This window comes from Streptomyces sp. SP18BB07, assembly GCF_036322545.1.
GTDB lineage: Bacteria > Actinomycetota > Actinomycetes > Streptomycetales > Streptomycetaceae > Streptomyces > Streptomyces deccanensis.
In genome coordinates, this window is the sequence record NZ_JAQYWT010000356.1 from 110374 (window position 1) to 125220 (window position 14847).

At 70.6% G+C, this 14847-nt stretch carries 11 protein-coding genes; 3 read left to right on the forward strand and 8 right to left on the reverse strand.

Features of this window, described 5'->3' with window-relative positions; all coding sequences use genetic code 11:
• Window positions 1–82: 82 nt before the first annotated feature.
• On the reverse strand, window positions 83–1294 hold the full coding sequence (locus PUR53_RS37505) for an acetate kinase (RefSeq protein ID WP_329911294.1): 1212 nt from the start codon (window positions 1292–1294) through the stop codon (window positions 83–85).
• A 29-nt stretch (window positions 1295–1323) separates the two neighbouring features.
• A complete protein-coding gene (gene pta, locus PUR53_RS37510; RefSeq protein ID WP_329898446.1) occupies window positions 1324–3417 on the reverse strand; it encodes a phosphate acetyltransferase in 2094 nt (697 codons plus the stop codon).
• 253 nt (window positions 3418–3670) lie between these two features.
• On the opposite strand from pta, the gene PUR53_RS37515 reads away from it, so the two are divergent.
• The gene (locus PUR53_RS37515; RefSeq protein ID WP_329898447.1) at window positions 3671–4696 is read left to right on the forward strand and encodes an ATP-dependent 6-phosphofructokinase; all 1026 of its coding nucleotides are present in this window, start codon (window positions 3671–3673) and stop codon (window positions 4694–4696) included.
• A 53-nt stretch (window positions 4697–4749) separates the two neighbouring features.
• On the opposite strand, the gene PUR53_RS37520 is transcribed toward PUR53_RS37515, so the two are convergent.
• A complete protein-coding gene (locus PUR53_RS37520) occupies window positions 4750–5574 on the reverse strand; it encodes a helix-turn-helix domain-containing protein (protein WP_329911295.1) in 825 nt (274 codons plus the stop codon).
• A 155-nt stretch (window positions 5575–5729) separates the two neighbouring features.
• Between PUR53_RS37520 and PUR53_RS37525 the strand changes: the two genes are divergently transcribed.
• On the forward strand, window positions 5730–6173 hold the full coding sequence (locus PUR53_RS37525) for a PPOX class F420-dependent oxidoreductase (protein ID WP_329911296.1): 444 nt from the start codon (window positions 5730–5732) through the stop codon (window positions 6171–6173).
• Here the strand turns inward: PUR53_RS37525 and PUR53_RS37530 are convergent.
• Window positions 6170–8131, reverse strand: coding sequence for a tetratricopeptide repeat protein (locus tag PUR53_RS37530; protein ID WP_329911313.1), 1962 nt, complete (start codon window positions 8129–8131; stop codon window positions 6170–6172). The genes PUR53_RS37525 and PUR53_RS37530 overlap by 4 nt on opposite strands.
• 133 nt (window positions 8132–8264) lie before the next feature.
• On the reverse strand, window positions 8265–9134 hold the full coding sequence (locus PUR53_RS37535) for a 5'-methylthioadenosine/S-adenosylhomocysteine nucleosidase (protein WP_329898450.1): 870 nt from the start codon (window positions 9132–9134) through the stop codon (window positions 8265–8267).
• 140 nt (window positions 9135–9274) lie between these two features.
• Here PUR53_RS37535 and PUR53_RS37540 point away from each other — a divergent pair, with 140 nt between their 5' ends.
• Window positions 9275–11659 carry a tetratricopeptide repeat protein gene (locus tag PUR53_RS37540; RefSeq protein WP_329911297.1) on the forward strand — a complete coding sequence of 795 codons (2385 nt, stop codon included), beginning with the start codon at window positions 9275–9277 and terminating at the stop codon, window positions 11657–11659.
• Here PUR53_RS37540 and PUR53_RS37545 read toward each other — a convergent pair.
• From PUR53_RS37545 to PUR53_RS37555, 3 genes are read right to left on the reverse strand one after another with little or no spacing between them, the layout of a single operon-like run.
• Window positions 11649–12473 (reverse strand): carbohydrate ABC transporter permease, encoded by an 825-nt coding sequence (locus tag PUR53_RS37545; RefSeq protein WP_329911298.1) that lies wholly within the window; start codon window positions 12471–12473, stop codon window positions 11649–11651. The genes PUR53_RS37540 and PUR53_RS37545 overlap by 11 nt on opposite strands.
• Before the next feature lie 5 nt (window positions 12474–12478).
• Entirely contained in the window at window positions 12479–13414 is a 936-nt protein-coding gene (locus PUR53_RS37550) for a carbohydrate ABC transporter permease (RefSeq protein WP_443080410.1), read from the reverse strand.
• Between the two features lie 10 nt (window positions 13415–13424).
• Window positions 13425–14837, reverse strand: a complete 1413-nt coding sequence (locus PUR53_RS37555; RefSeq protein ID WP_329911302.1) for an extracellular solute-binding protein — start codon at window positions 14835–14837, stop codon at window positions 13425–13427.
• Between the last annotated feature and the right edge of the window lie 10 nt (window positions 14838–14847).

Below are 14847 nucleotides of genomic sequence, written 5' to 3' on the forward strand. Positions count from 1 at the left end.
TGTAATTCATATGGGCGGCTATGCGCTCAGCCGTGTTACCGGCGTGTATTGCTCGATGGCGCTCAGTTGTTCTTTTCGAAGCTCAGATGTTCTTTCCGACCAGGGCGTACGTCTGTGCCGCGATCTCCAGTTCCTCGTCCGTCGGGACCACGGCGACCGCGACCCGCGCACCGGTCGGCGAGATCAGCCGCGGCTCGTCGCCCCGTACGGCGTTGAGGTCGCCGTCCACGGCCAGGCCCAGCCCCTCCAGGCCCGCCACGGCGGCCTCCCGCACCGGTGCGGCGTTCTCGCCGACACCCGCGGTGAACGCGACCGCGTCCACCCGGCCGAGCACCGCGTAGTAAGCGCCGATGTACTTCTTCAACCGGTGAATGTAGATGTCGAAGGCCAGCTTCGCCCGTTCGTCGCCCTCGTCGATTCGCCGACGGATTTCCCGCATGTCGTTGTCGCCGCACAGCCCGATCAGACCGCTCTTCTTGTTGAGGAGAGTGTCGATCTCGTCCGTGGACATTCCGCCAACGCGCATCAAATGAAAGATGACGGCCGGGTCCAGGTCTCCGGACCGCGTACCCATCACGAGCCCCTCCAAGGGCGTCAGCCCCATGGAAGTGTCCACGCACCGGCCGCGCTCGACCGCCGAGGCCGACGCCCCGTTGCCGAGGTGCAGCACGATGACGTTCACCTCGGACGGGTCCTTGCCCAGCAGTTCGGCCGTCGCCCGGGACACGTACGCGTGCGAGGTGCCGTGGAAGCCGTAGCGGCGGACGCGGTGCGCGTCGGCCGTCTCGACGTCGATGGCGTAGCGGGCGGCCGACTCCGGCATGGTGGTGTGGAACGCCGTGTCGAACACCGCCACCTGCGGCAGATCGGGGCGCAGTGCCTGGGCGGTCCGGATCCCGGTGAGGTTGGCCGGGTTGTGCAGCGGTGCCACGGGGATCAGGCGCTCGATCTCGGCGAGCACGGCGCTGTCGATCACGGTGGGCTCCGTGAAGCTCTGCCCGCCGTGCACCACGCGGTGCCCGATGGCGGCCAGTTCGGGGGAGTCGAGGCCGAGGCCGTCCTCGGCCAGCTCCTCGGCGACGGCCTTCAGAGCGGCCTCGTGGTCGGCGATCGGCTCGGTGCGCTCGCGGGAGGCTCCCCCGTCGACGAGCGGGCTGTGCTTCAGCCGGGAGGTCTCCTCACCGATGCGCTCCACCAGACCCATGGCGAGACGGCTGCTGTCACGCATGTCGAGCAACTGGTACTTCACCGAGGAGGAGCCGGAGTTGAGGACGAGGACGCGGGTGGCGGTCACGGGGCTGCGCTTTCTGTCGTCGGTGGGGGTCACTGGGCCGGCGCCGCGGGGGTCTGGGCCTGGATCGCCGTGATGGCGACCGTGGTGACGATGTCCTGGACCAGCGCGCCCCGGGACAGGTCGTTGACCGGCTTGCGCAGCCCCTGGAGGACCGGCCCGACCGCGAGCGCGCCCGCCGACCGCTGCACGGCCTTGTAGGTGTTGTTGCCGGTGTTGAGGTCAGGGAAGATCAACACCGTGGCCTGGCCCGCGACTTCGGAGCCCGGCAGCTTGGTCGCCGCGACACTCGGCTCCACCGCGGCGTCGTACTGGATCGGCCCCTCGATCAGCAGATCGGGCCGCCGCGAGCGCACGATCTCCGTCGCCTCCCGCACCTTGTCGACGTCGGCGCCCGACCCGGACGTCCCCGTCGAGTACGACAGCATCGCGATCCGCGGCTCCACCCCGAACCGCTGTGCGGTGGCGGCGGACTGGATCGCGATGTCGGCGAGCTGTTCGGCGTTCGGGTCGGGGTTGACCGCGCAGTCGCCGTACACCAGCACCTTGTCGGCGAGGCACATGAAGAAGACGGACGAGACGATGTCGGCGTCCGGCTTGGTCTTGATGATCTCGAAGGCGGGGCGGATGGTGGCGGCGGTGGAGTGCACCGATCCCGAGACCATCCCGTCCGCCAGTCCCTCCTGGACCATGAGGGTGCCGAAGTAGTTCACGTCGGACACCACGTCGTACGCCAGCTCCATGCTGACGTTCTTGTGGGCGCGGAACTGGGCGTACTTCTCCGCGAAGGAATCCCGCCACGTGGAGGTCGCCGGGTCCACCAGCATGCTGTCGCCGAGGTCGATGCCCAGGTCGGCGGCCTTCTTGCGGATCTGCTCGACGGGGCCGAGGAGGGTGAGGTCGCAGACGTTGCGGCGGAGGATCACCTCGGCCGCGTGCAGGACGCGCTCCTCCGTGCCCTCGGGGAGCACCACCCGGCGCCGCTCGGAGCGGGCCTGTTCGAGGAGGGTGTGCTCGAACATCATCGGCGTGACCCGGTCGCTGCTCGGCGCCGAGACCCGGCTCCGCAGCTCGACGGTGTCGACGTGCCGCTCGAACAGCCCGAGCGCGGTCTCCGCCTTGCGCGGGGTCGCCGCGCTCAACTTGCCCTCCATGGAGAACAGTTCGGAGGCGGTGAGGAAGGAGCCGGACTCGACGGCGACGACGGGTGTGCCGGGGGCGAGGCGGGCCGCGAGGGTGAGGATCTCGTCGCTGGGCCGCTCGTCGAGGGTGAGCAGCAGGCCCGCGATCGGCGGGGTGCCGGCGCTGTGGGCGGCGAGGGAGCCGATGACGAGGTCCGCGCGATCGCCGGGGGTGACGACCAGACAGCCCGGCGTCAGGGCGTTGAGGAAGTTCGGCAGCATGGCCCCGCCGAAGACGAAGTTCAGCGCGTCGCGCGCGAGGCCCGAGTCGTCGCCGAGGAGGACCTTGCCGCCGAGCGCGTGGGTGATCTGGGCGACGGTCGGCGCGGAGAGCGCGGGCTCGTCGGGCACGACGTAACAGGGCACGGGCAGCGGCAGCCGGGAGTCGCCGAGACGATCGGCTATCTCCGTACGGTCGGCGGGCGCGACCCGGTTGACGACCATGGCGAGCACGTCGCAGCCGAGGCCCTCGTACGCGCGGTAGGCGTTGTGCGTCTCGGCGGCGACCGACTCGGCGGTCTGCTTCCGCCCGCCGACCACCGGGATGACGGACGCGCCGAACTCGTTGGCGAGCCGGGCGTTGAGCGACAGCTCGTCCGGGAACTGGGTGTCGGCGAAGTCGGTCCCCAGGACGAGGACGACGTCGTAGTCCCGCGCGACCGTGTGGAACCGGTCGACGAGCGCGGAGACCAGTTCGTCCGTGCCGTGCTCGGCCTGGAGGGTGGACGCCTCGTGGTAGTCCATGCCGTACACGGTCGCCGGGTCCTGGGTGAGCCGGTAGCGGGCGCGCAGCAGGTCGAACAGCCGGTCCGGTCCGTGGTGCAGCAGCGGCCGGAACACCCCCACCCGGTCGACCTGGCGGGTCAGGAGCTCCATCACCCCCAGCTCCACGACCTGGCGGCCGTCGCCGCGATCGATCCCGGTCACGTACACGCTGCGCGTCACGTGTGCACTCCGTTTCGTGTGGTTCGGCAGGGGAGGGGGTGGAAATCACCGTCGCAGCGGACGGAAACCCTCTTGACAATACCCCTGACCATGGATAAGGCGCCCATCAGCTCGGTGTGGTGCCGGGCGGTGTGGACGGGCGCGGCGCCCCCCAGTCGGCCGTGAAACAATCGGACTGGTTCACAAGTACCAGCAATCACCAATAATCACCGGCACGAGCAGGACGATCAGGACGATCAGGAGACACAGCACGATGCGTATCGGAGTTCTCACCGCAGGCGGCGACTGTCCGGGCCTGAACGCAGTGATCCGGTCGGTCGTGCACCGAGCGGTCGCCCAGTACGGCGACGAGGTCATCGGCTTCGAGGACGGCTACGCGGGCCTCCTCGACGGCCGCTACCGCGCCCTCGACCTGGAGTCCGTCAGCGGCATCCTGGCCCGCGGCGGCACCATTCTCGGCTCCTCCCGCCTCCAGCGCGACCGCCTCCGCGAGGCCTGCGAGAACGCGCAGGACATGGCCCACCAGTTCGGAATCGACGTACTGATCCCGATCGGCGGCGAGGGCACGCTGACGGCGGCCCGGATGCTGTCGGACGCGGGTCTGCCGGTGGTCGGCGTCCCGAAGACCATCGACAACGACATCTCGTCGACCGATCGCACCTTCGGTTTCGACACGGCCGTCGGGGTCGCCACGGAGGCGATGGACCGCCTGAAGACGACCGCCGAGTCCCATCAGCGGGTGATGGTCGTCGAGGTCATGGGCCGGCACGCGGGCTGGATCGCGCTGGAGTCCGGGATGGCGGCGGGCGCGCACGGCATCTGTCTGCCGGAGCGGGCCTTCGACCCCGCCGACCTGGTGAAGATGGTGGAGGAGCGCTTCTCGCGGGGCAAGAAGTTCGCGGTCATCTGCGTCGCCGAGGGCGCGCACCCGGCCGAGGGCTCCATGGACTACGGCCACGGCGAGATCGACCAGTTCGGCCACGAGCGCTTCCAGGGCATCGGCACGGCGCTGGCGTACGAGCTGGAGCGCCGCCTCGGCAAGGAGGCCAAGCCCGTCATTCTCGGCCACGTCCAGCGCGGCGGCTCCCCGACCGCGTACGACAGGGTGCTCGCCACGCGCTTCGGCTGGCACGCGGTGGAGGCCGCGCACCGGGCCGACTACGGCCGGATGACCGCCCTGCGCGGCACCGAGGTGGTGATGGTGCCGCTGGCGGAGGCGGTGACCGAGCTCAAGACGGTGCCGAAGGACCGGATGGACGAGGCGGAGTCGGTGTTCTAGGTCTTTCCGCTTGCGGTGCGGTGGGCGGTGGGCGGTGGGTGCGGGGCCGGGGGTCAGTAGGGGGCTGTTCGCCGGACCAGTGACCAGAAGTGCTCGACGATCCCGTCCAGGTAGTCGCGGCCGGCGTCGCCCGAGTCGGTCACGGCGGTGCCGTTGGCCCAGGTGAGGGTGGCGGCCATCAGGCCCTGGTAGTCGGTGTGCATCTCCTGGAGGACGTCTTCGAGGAGACGCCGGTCGAGGTGCCGTTCGGCCTGCTTGCCGAGGTGCCGGTCGAGGGCGAGCAGTTTCGTGATCGGCCGTACGTGGGCCTGCCAGCGGGTGGTGACCGCGCTGCCGAGCAGGTCCCTGAGCTTCGCCTCGCGCCCCGTCACGGTGGTGAGTTCGGGCAGCGCGAGGTCGAGCACGGTGGCGAGGGCGGCGGACTGACGGTCGGTGCCGCGCCACTCCCCGGTCTCCTCCATCCGCAGGTACGAGGAGAGTTCTAGGCCGACCGCGCGGGCGACGTCCTCGGCGGCGATGCCCTGAGCCATGCGGTGCTCACGCAAGGTCCTGGGGGAGCTGATGAGTTCACCGGCCGAGCACCACAACACCCCCGCGAGCGCGGTGAGTTCGGGACCGGTGGGGGAGACGGCGCCGCGTTCCCAGGCGGCGACCAGGTCCGGGGTGACGTACGGGAGGCCGTACGAGGAACGCATTCCGTGGGCGACGTGTTCGGGCTCCATGCCCAGCGCCGCGCGGAGTCTCCGGGCGGCGGGGGCGTTGAAGGGCGGGGCGGGGGCGGTGGCCCGTGGGGCCGGGCGCGCCTGTGCTTGCGGCTGCGGGTACGGGTGCGGGTACGGGTGCTGGGGCTGCCGTTCGTGGGCTGAGCGTCGGTGCACGCGCACAACGTAGGGGTGCGGGGCCGCGGTGACTACGGGCTGTTCGGCCACAAACACGGATTGTAGGAAACTACGGGTGATGAGAGACCTGTGACTCCTGGGATCCGAGGGGTCCGAGTGCGGATGCCTGGACGGGCCTGGGTAGGAATGACCGCATGACGAAGCTGGACGAGCACATACGCGAGCGCCTACTGGCCCCGAATTTCTGGCACTTGGCGACGGTCGGGGCGGACGGGACGCCTCAGGTGTCACCCATGTGGGTGGACATCGAGGAGGACGGCGGGGTCGAGTACGTCATGGTCAACACCTCCGTGGGGCGGGTGAAGGAGGAGAACCTGCGCCGCAACCCGGCTGTCTCCCTGTCCCACATCGACACCGGCAACCCGTACGACCGCGCCGAGATCCGGGGCCGTGCCGTCCGCTTCGTGGAGGGGGAGGAGGCGGAGCGGGCGATGGACCGGTTGACGCGAAAGTACATCGGCGAGGACCGCTATCCGTGGCTCCTCCCCGGGGAGCGGCGCCTCATGATCCTGATCGAGCCGGTGCGGGTGCGACGGGTGGTGGGGGTGGAGCCGTTCCGGGCCGGGAAACTGGGTTAGCCGCGGCGGGTGGTCGGGTCACTGACCGATGCCGCGGCGGCTCGGGCGCGGCCGGCCCGGTCGGACGCGTTGGCGCGAGTGAAGGCGTCGAAGGCCCGCAGGTAGTGGACGCGGGCCTGGTCCGGGGCACCGACCGCCTCGTGGACCATGGCCAGGTGTTCGAGGGTTTGGCCGGCGCCGTACCAGTTCTCGAACTCCAGGAAGATCCCCAGCGACCTGTCGTACGCCTCGATCGACTCGCGCATCCGGCGCGCGTCCCTCTGGGCGAAGGCGAGGTTGGCCCATGCGTTGGCTTCACCGAGACGGTCCCCGACGGCTTGGTAGAGGTCGCGGGCGCGAGCGAGGGCGGTGAGCGCCTCCTCCGGCCGCCGCGCCGCCCCGAGAGAGATACCGAGGCTGCTCCACGCGTCGGCTTCGCCGCCGACATCCCCGGCGGCCTGGAACAGTTCGAGGGCGTGCGTGTGGGCGGAGGCGGCCTCCTTGAGCCGACGCGCCACCAGGAGGGCGAGGCCGAGGTAGTTCCACACGCGGGCCTCAGCGGCGTGACCACCGGTGGCCCTGATCAGGGCGAGGGCCCGGGTGTGGGCGTCGACGGCCTCCCGCGCCCGACCCGCCTCCCGCATCGCGATACCCAGGTGGTTCCACGCGCGGGCCTCGGCGATGTGATCACCAGCCCGGTGGGCGGCTGTCCGGGCGATGGCGGCCACGGTGATCCAGTCGTCGAAGAGGCGTCGCCACTCCAGGTACATCCCCAGGCCCAGGGCCAGCCTCACCGCCGCGGTCGTGAAGGGTGCCTCTGCCGCCCACCGCGCTGCCGCCACCAGCCCGGCCCGCTCGCCGTCCAGCCACCGCAACGCTTCCTGCCGGGTGGCGAACCGCCCCTGCGTGTCCTCCCCACCGGGAACCCGGCGCAGCCGGTGAGTCGCCGCGTCGGCCCACCGCACGTAGAACTCCAGCACCCGCTGCCGCGCGACCTCGCCCTCCCTCCGCAACCCCGCGTCCCTCGCCACCACGCTCGTCCCGTACGCCCGTACCAGGTCGTGCGACCGCCACCGCGGCATCGAGGCCCGCCCCTGGTCGTCCCGGACCGGTGTGACCAGGTGGGTGGCGGCCAGGTCCTCCAACAGGGACAGCGCGCGGTCCGGCTCCAGGGCGGCCAGGGCGGCCACCGCCTCCGTGGTCGTCTCCGCGCCCGGCGCGAGGCACAGCAGACGTAGCAACCGGGCCTGGTCGTCCGGCAGTCGGCGGTAGGAGGTCTCCAGCACCGGCCGCAGGACCAGCGAGCGGCCGTACAGGTCCGTCCCGGGGCTGCCGTTGTCGAGCGCCGTCGTCGGGTCCCCAGCACCTCTGATCTTTTCCACCAGCGAAGCGATCCCCCGGTGACGTTGTCGTCGCAGCATCGCCGCCGCGATCTGGAGGGCCAGGGGCAAGTGGCCGCAGAGGTCCGCCAGTTCGTGGAGGGAGGCCGGTTCGCGCGTCGGGCGGTCGTCGCGTTCGTCGGCGTCGCGCAGGGCGCGGGTGATCAGCGCGGCGGACTCGTCGGGAGCGAGCGCTTCGAGGTCGATGACCCGCACCGGGAGGGCGTCCGGGCGGTCCCGGGACGTGATCAGCACCCGGTGGTGGTCCGTGCCGGGGAGCAGGGGAAGGTACTGGGACGGGTCCGACGCGTTGTCCAGGATGAGGAGCGTGGGGTCCCGCCGCTCGGTGAGGAGCGAGCGGTAGACGTCGTACTGACGTGCCGCCGTCGGTGGGAGGTCCGTGCCCCGTACCCCCATCGCGTCCAGCAGCGCCACGACGGCCTGGTCCGCCGTCGCCGGGTCGTCGTCGTAGCCGCGCAGGTCGACGAAGAGGAAGCCGCCGGGGAACCAGCCCTCCGCCCGCGCCTGGTGCGCCGCCTCCACCGCGAGCGCCGTCTTGCCGATGCCGCCCATGCCGGTGACGGCCGAGATCAGGAGCAGCGGGGTGCTCTCGTCCGAGGTGGGGGCGAGGCGGGGGAGCAGGCGGTCCAGGTCCGCCGTGCGGCCGGTGAAGCCGGGAGGGCGGGGCGGGACGGTGGTGGTCGCGACCGGGACCGGGCCGTGGAGGATGCCTCTACGGCTGGTGTCCGATCTGTTTGCCGATGACGGGTCCGTAGAAGGTGCCGCCCCGGAGGTCGACGTGGTCGCCTCGGTGCGATGCTCCGCCGACCCGTTGGGGACCCTCCTCGGTGTCGGAGGAGTCGATACGGACCGCGCGCGGCCGGTGCTTCCGTAGCGTCGCCACCGCCACCGAGGCCGCCTGGGCAGCCGCCCGCTCCTGTGAACCTGTCGCGTCGGCCGTGTGCTTGGCCGCGTCGGCGTGGTCGCTGATGCCGCGGAGCACCAGCGCGTGCAACTGGCCGTTCAGGTGGGCCGCGCGCAACGCGCCCGCGCCCTCCATCTCGATGGCCGCGGCGTCGTTGTAGCGCTCGCGCAGATGCGTGGCGATCTCCGACTCGGCGTCGGCCAGGACCACGTCACCGGAGGCGATCGGTTTGAAGTGGGCCCGTACGCCGTCCATGTCCCGCACCGCGGAACGCGCCGCGCTCACCAGCGCGTTCGAGACGGGCCATGCCTCGGGACGGACCTGGAAGCCGGTCTCGGTCTGCTTGCCACCATGGATGCCGTACACCTTCGTGCCGACCACGACGTCCCCGAGACCGATGTCGGACTTGAGGCTGCCCGCGACGCCCACGAACAGCACCGCCTCCGGCTTCAGCCAGCCGATGATCTGTGTGGTGAGCGCGGCGGCGTTGCTGTTGCCCTCGCCCAGTTCGGCGAGGGCGATGTACCAGCCGGTGTCGGAGAGCCTGCCGTGCTCCACTCGGGTTCCGGCGTCGTCGGGGTGGACGAGCTCCTCCCGGTCCTCGATGTGGGGACGCACAGCGGCGTACTCCAGCGCGAGCGCGGTCAGGACGAGGACGGTGGGGTGAGTCTGCGGCACAGCTTCACGGTACTGCCAAGTGGGCCGCTTGGTGCGGGGGTTGACTGGGCGAGGTGGTGTTGGACCGGTACCGGACCGACCCCGACGCCCTACCGTTGACGCACTGCTGACGGATCGACACCGGGGGACGGTACGGGCACATGAAAGCGGCGTTGCTGAGCGCCCTGGCCGAGGGTGTGTGCGGGGAGGACGGGCGCCGGGCGGTTCGGTCGCTGGCGCGGGTGGTCGGGCTGGACGCGGGGGCGTCGGTCGCGGACGTCGCGGAGGCGGCGCGGGACGCGGCACGGGACCCGGCGCGGCAGGACGCCGTACGGGAGTGGGGCGAGGGGCTGGCCGGCCTGCTGGCCGGAGATCCGGCGGTCGCGGCGGCCGTGGCGGCGGCCATGGAGCGGCACACGCCGGGGAGTGGGGCGGCCTGGTACGGCGGGGACCACTCCGACTTCCGGGGCGGGGTCTTCCTGCGTGAGGTGGTCGGGGTCCAGGTCGTGGTGCATCTCGGCGGGGCCGCCGCCGCGCCGGAGGCCCTGGCCTCGCTGCCGCCGCGGCCCGGTGGGTTCACCGGGCGGGACGGGGAGACGGCCGAGTTGCTGCGGGCGCTCGACGGGTCGGCGGCGGTGCTGGTCAGCGCCGTGTCCGGGCTCGGCGGCGTCGGGAAGACCGCGCTCGCCGTGGAGACCGCGCACCTGGCGTGCGGGGAGGGGTGGTTCCCGGGCGGGGTGCTCTTCGTCGACCTGCACGGGTACGACGAGGAGCCGGTCACCGCCGACCAGGCGCTGCAGTCGCTGTTGCGGGCGCTCGGGGTTCCGCCCGAGCAGATTCCGGCCAGGGCCGACGACCGGGCGGGCCTTTATCGTTCGGTGCTCGCGGAACGGGGGAGGGAGCGAGGGCCGATGCTGGTGCTGGCGGACAACGCGTCGTCGCCGGACCAGGTACGACCGCTGCTGCCGGGCGACGACCGGCACCGGGTGCTGGTCACGTCACGTGATCAACTCACGCAACTCGGGGCGCGGATCGTCCGGTTGGACCAGCTCACGCCGCAGGACGCGCGGGGCCTCCTCGATCTCGCCCTGCGGATCGCCGCCCCCGAGGACGGCCGCGTCACGGACGACCTCGACGCGGCCGGACGACTTGCTTCCCTCTGCGGACACCTGCCGCTCGCCCTCCAGATCGCGGCCGCGCTGCTGGTGGAGGACCCCGGAATGCCGGTCGCGGAACTCGTCGGTGAGCTGGCGGCATCGCGTGACCGGCTCACCCATCTCGACGACGGGGAGCGCAGCGTCCGCGCCGCCTTCGACCTGTCGTACCGGCGGCTGCCGTCCCAACAGGCCCGGCTGCTGCGGCTGCTCGCCCTCGCGCCGGGTCCCGAGGTGAGTGACGAGGTCGTCGCCGCGTTGGTGGGGACCGGCGTCGTTCCGCTGGGGGCGTTGCGGGCGTTGGCTCGCGCGCATCTCGTCGAGCGGGGGAGCGAGCGCGGGTGGTGGCGCCTGCACGACCTGGTGCGGGTGTTCGGGGCGGGTGTGGTGGCGGGGGATGTCGGGTTGCGGGAGGAGGGGGAGGCGGCGCGGGAGCGGGTGCTGATGTTCTACCGGTGGTGCGCGGCAGCGGCGAATGCCCGGTTGCGGTGGGTGCCGGGTGATCCGGTGCCGGAGCGGTTCACCGGTCGGGGGGAGGCGCTGGCGTGGTTCGACGGGGAGCGGGCGGGGCTGGTGGCGGCGGTCTCGTGGGGGCGGGAGGAGCGGTTCGCGGCAGCGGCGGCGGGGTTGGCCACGAAGCTGCCGGAGTATCTCGAATGGCGGCGGTACTTCGATGACCTGGTCACGGTGTGCCGGACGGCACGGGAGGCGGCGCACCGTGCGCGGGACCGCCTCGGCGAGGCCAACGCGTGGAACAACCTCGGCAATGCCCTGCGCGTGACGGGCCGGCCGGAGGAGGCGATCGCCGCCTATACCAGCGCCCGCGACATGTACCGGGCCCTCGGGGACCGCAACCGTGAGGGCGACGCGTGGAACGGCCTCGGTATCGCCCTGCAAGTGGTGGGCCGGGTGGAGGAGGCGATCGACGCTCTCACCTGGTCCCGCGACCTTCATCGGATGGCGGAGGACCGCCGCCGCGAGGCCGGCGCCTGGAACAACCTCGGCCTCGCCCTGTGGGCGGCGGGCCGGGGCGAGGAGGCGGTCGAGGCCATCACCCGCGCCCGCGACATGTACCAGGCCGTCGGGGACCGCCACCGCGAGGCCCATACGTGGAACGGCCTCGGTATCGCCCTGCAAGCGACGGGCCGGGGGGAAGGTGCCGTCGAGGCGTACCACAAGGGCCTGGACATCTATCGCGAGCTGGAGGACTGGTACTGGGCCGGCGCCACGCTGCAGAACCTGGCCCTGGCCCATGAGGCCGCCCATCGTCCCGCTGAAGCCCGTGCCCACTGGCTCCAGGCTGTCGAGGCCTACGTCCGAGCCGACCAGCCCGCTGAAGCCGAGGAAGCCCGCACCCGAGCCGAGGACCTCGCGCGACCCCTCACCCCTTGACCGCCCCACCCAGAGCGAACCCTCCGCCCAACCGCCTGGCCACCCCCACATACAACAGAATCACCGGCGTCGAATAAATAACCGAGAACGCGGCCAACTGCCCATAAACCACCGTCCCCCGATTCCCGAAGAACTCGTTGATGCTCACCGCCGCCGGCATCTGCTCCGGTGTGAGGAGCAGCATGAACGGGACGAAGAAGTTGCCCCACATCATCACGAACGAGAAGACGGTCACCACCGCGACGCCTGGTCCCATCAGCGGCAGTACGACCCGGAGCAGGGACTGGAGCGACGACGCGCCGTCCGTCCAGGCCGCCTCCTCGAGCTCCTTCGGTACTCCGTCCATGAAGTTCTTCATCAGCCAGATGGCGAAGGGGAGTTGGGACGCCGCGAAGAAGAAGATCGTGCCCTGCATGGTGTCGATCAGGTTCACCTGGACGAACAGCGCGTACACCGGAACCATGATCGCCGTGATCGGGAGGCTCGTCGCGAACAGGATCGTCAGGAGGAACGGGCGGTTCAGGCGGGAGCGGAAGCGGGAGAGCGGGTACGCCGCCAGGGCCGCGCATATCACCGTCAGCGCAGTCCCTCCGCCGCACAGCAGCAGGCTGTTCAGCAGCGGCGTGAACGTGATCTCCGGGGTCAGGACCGCGTCGAAGTTGTCCAGCGTCACGCCGTCCGGGACTTTCACCGTCAGGTCCGCCTTCGGGTCCACCGACGAGAGGATCACCCACGCCAGTGGGAGGACGAAGGCCGCCGCGATGACGAGCAGCCCCGCGTCGGCCGCCAGTCGTCGGGTGTTCACAGCGGGCACGGCACTCACACCTCCGTCCGCAGCAGCCGCAGATAGATCACCGAGAACAGCGAACCCACCACCAGCAACAACAGCGCCACCGCCGTGCCGTAGCCGATCATGCTTTTCTGGAACGCCTCCTCGTACATGAAGAGGGGGAGCGTCTGGCTCTTGCTGCCCGGGCCGCCGCGCGTCATCACCCAGATCAGGCCGAAGACCGACAGGGTCTGGAGGGTGATCAGCATGAGGTTCGTGCCGATCGAGCGGCGGATCATCGGGAGCGTGATGTGCCACATACGGCGCCAGCCGCCCGCGCCGTCCATCTCCGCCGCCTCCGTGATCTCCTTCGGGATCTCGTTCAGGGCCGCCGAGTACACCAGCATGGAGAACGCCGTCCCCCGCCAGACGTTCGCGAAGGAGACCGCCAGGATCGGGAGGGTGTACAGCCAGTTCTGGGTGGGGAGATGGAGCCAGTCCAGGACGGCGTTCAGGGTGCCTTCGCGGCGGAAGAAGGCGTACAGGAGGAACCCCGCCACCACCTCCGGGAGGACCCACGCCGTGACGACGATTCCCCCGACCAGCGTGCGCACCGGCTTCGACGCACGCTGCATCAGCGCCGCCAGCGCCAGGCCCAGCGTGTTCTGGCCCAGCAGCGCCGAGACCACCGTGAAGACCAGGGTCAGCCAGACCGCGTTGAGGAACGCCTCGTCCCCGAAGGCCGTGCGGAAGTTCTCGAAGCCGATGAAGGAGTCCTCGGCCTGGCCGGTGAGTTGGAGGTCGGTGAAGGCGATGTAGGCGCAGTAGGCGATCGGGCCGGCCAGGAAGAGGAGCAGGAGGACGGTGGCGGGGGTGAGGGGGAGGGCTCGGGTGAACACCCGGAACGCGGGGTGAGGAGGTCCAGACACCGGCCGTCCCGTCACCGGCCGTCCCGTCACGGGCTGTCCCGTGGCCGGCCCCTTCATGCGCGGGGGCTCATTCTTCCGTCACCTCGACCACCTGGTCGTCCGTCGCCGTCCTCAACTCCTCGTCGTAGTTCTTCGCCGCCTCCGCCACGGACGCGTCACCCGTCGTCACCGACTCCATCGCCTCCTGAATGGCCGTGGAGACCTTCGGATACGCCGGGTACGCCGGGCGGTAATGCGTGCTCGACACCAGATCGGTGAAGAACTTGATGCCGGGCTGCGCCTCCGCGTAGGCGGGGTCGGCGGCCACGTCCTTGCGGACGGCGATTCCGGAATTCGCGATGTACCACTTCTGCGCGTTCGCCTTCGACTGCATCGTCTCGATGAACTCGAAAGCGAGATCGGGGTTGCCGGCCTTGTCGGGAATGGCCCACGTCCAGCCGCCGGACATGCTCACTTTTCCGGGGGACTGGCCGTTCTGGGTGGGCATGTGGGCGAGGCCGAGTTTCTCCGACCATTCCGGCCATTCGTGTCCGCTGCCGGGCAGCCAGTCCTGGGGGAGCCAGGAGCCGTCCAGGTTGATGCCCAGTTTGCCTTCGGGGAGGAGTTCGCCGCGTACGCGGGTCGAGATGTTGGGGTCGAGGGCGTCGGAGACCTCCGGGCCGAGTTTCTCCTTGTAGACGGTCTCCACGAAGGCGAGGGCGTCCTTGAAACCCTGCGTGCCCGCCTTCCATTTCTTCGACTTCTCGTCGTACAGCGGGTCGGCGCCCCCGCTCGTGGCCCCTTCCGTGCCGTAGAGCAGCATTTCGAAGCCCTGCATGGTCGCGGCCTCGCCGGCCGGTTTGCCCGTGTAGACGTTCAGCGGAATGACGTCCGGGACCTTCCGCTTGATGGCGCGGGCCGCGTCGAGCACGTCGGCCCACGTCTTCGGCTGCCAGTCCGCCGGCAGGCCCGCCTTCGCGAAGATCGCCTTGTCGAACCACAGGCCGCGCGTGTCGGTGCCGTCCGGAATTCCGTACGTCTTTCCGTCCTCGGCCTTCGCCGCCGTCCTGGCCGTGTCGATGAACTGGTCCCAGTCCTTCCAGTCGGCCAGGTAGTCGTCCAGGGGCTTCAGATAGCCGCTGGTGATGTCCGAGTTGATGAGGAACGTGTCCTCGTAGACCAGATCCGGTGCCGTCTTCGGTGAGCGCAGCATCTGCTGCACCTTGGTGTAGTACTCCGAATCCGGGGCCTTGATCGGGACGAGCTTCACCTTCTTGCCCGGATTCGCCTTCTCGAACTGCTTCTTGACGTCGGCGAGGAAGGTGTCCATCACCCGGACCTGGTTGTCCGTGGACTGTTTGTAGGAGACCTCCACCGTGTCCGGGTCGCTGCCGGAGCCGCTGCCGCAGGCGGCGAGGGTGCCCGGCGCGGTGACCGCCAGGGCGGCGGTGAGGAGGAGGCGGAGGGGAAATCGGCGGGAGCTGGGTGCGGTGGGGCGCACGGGCACGACC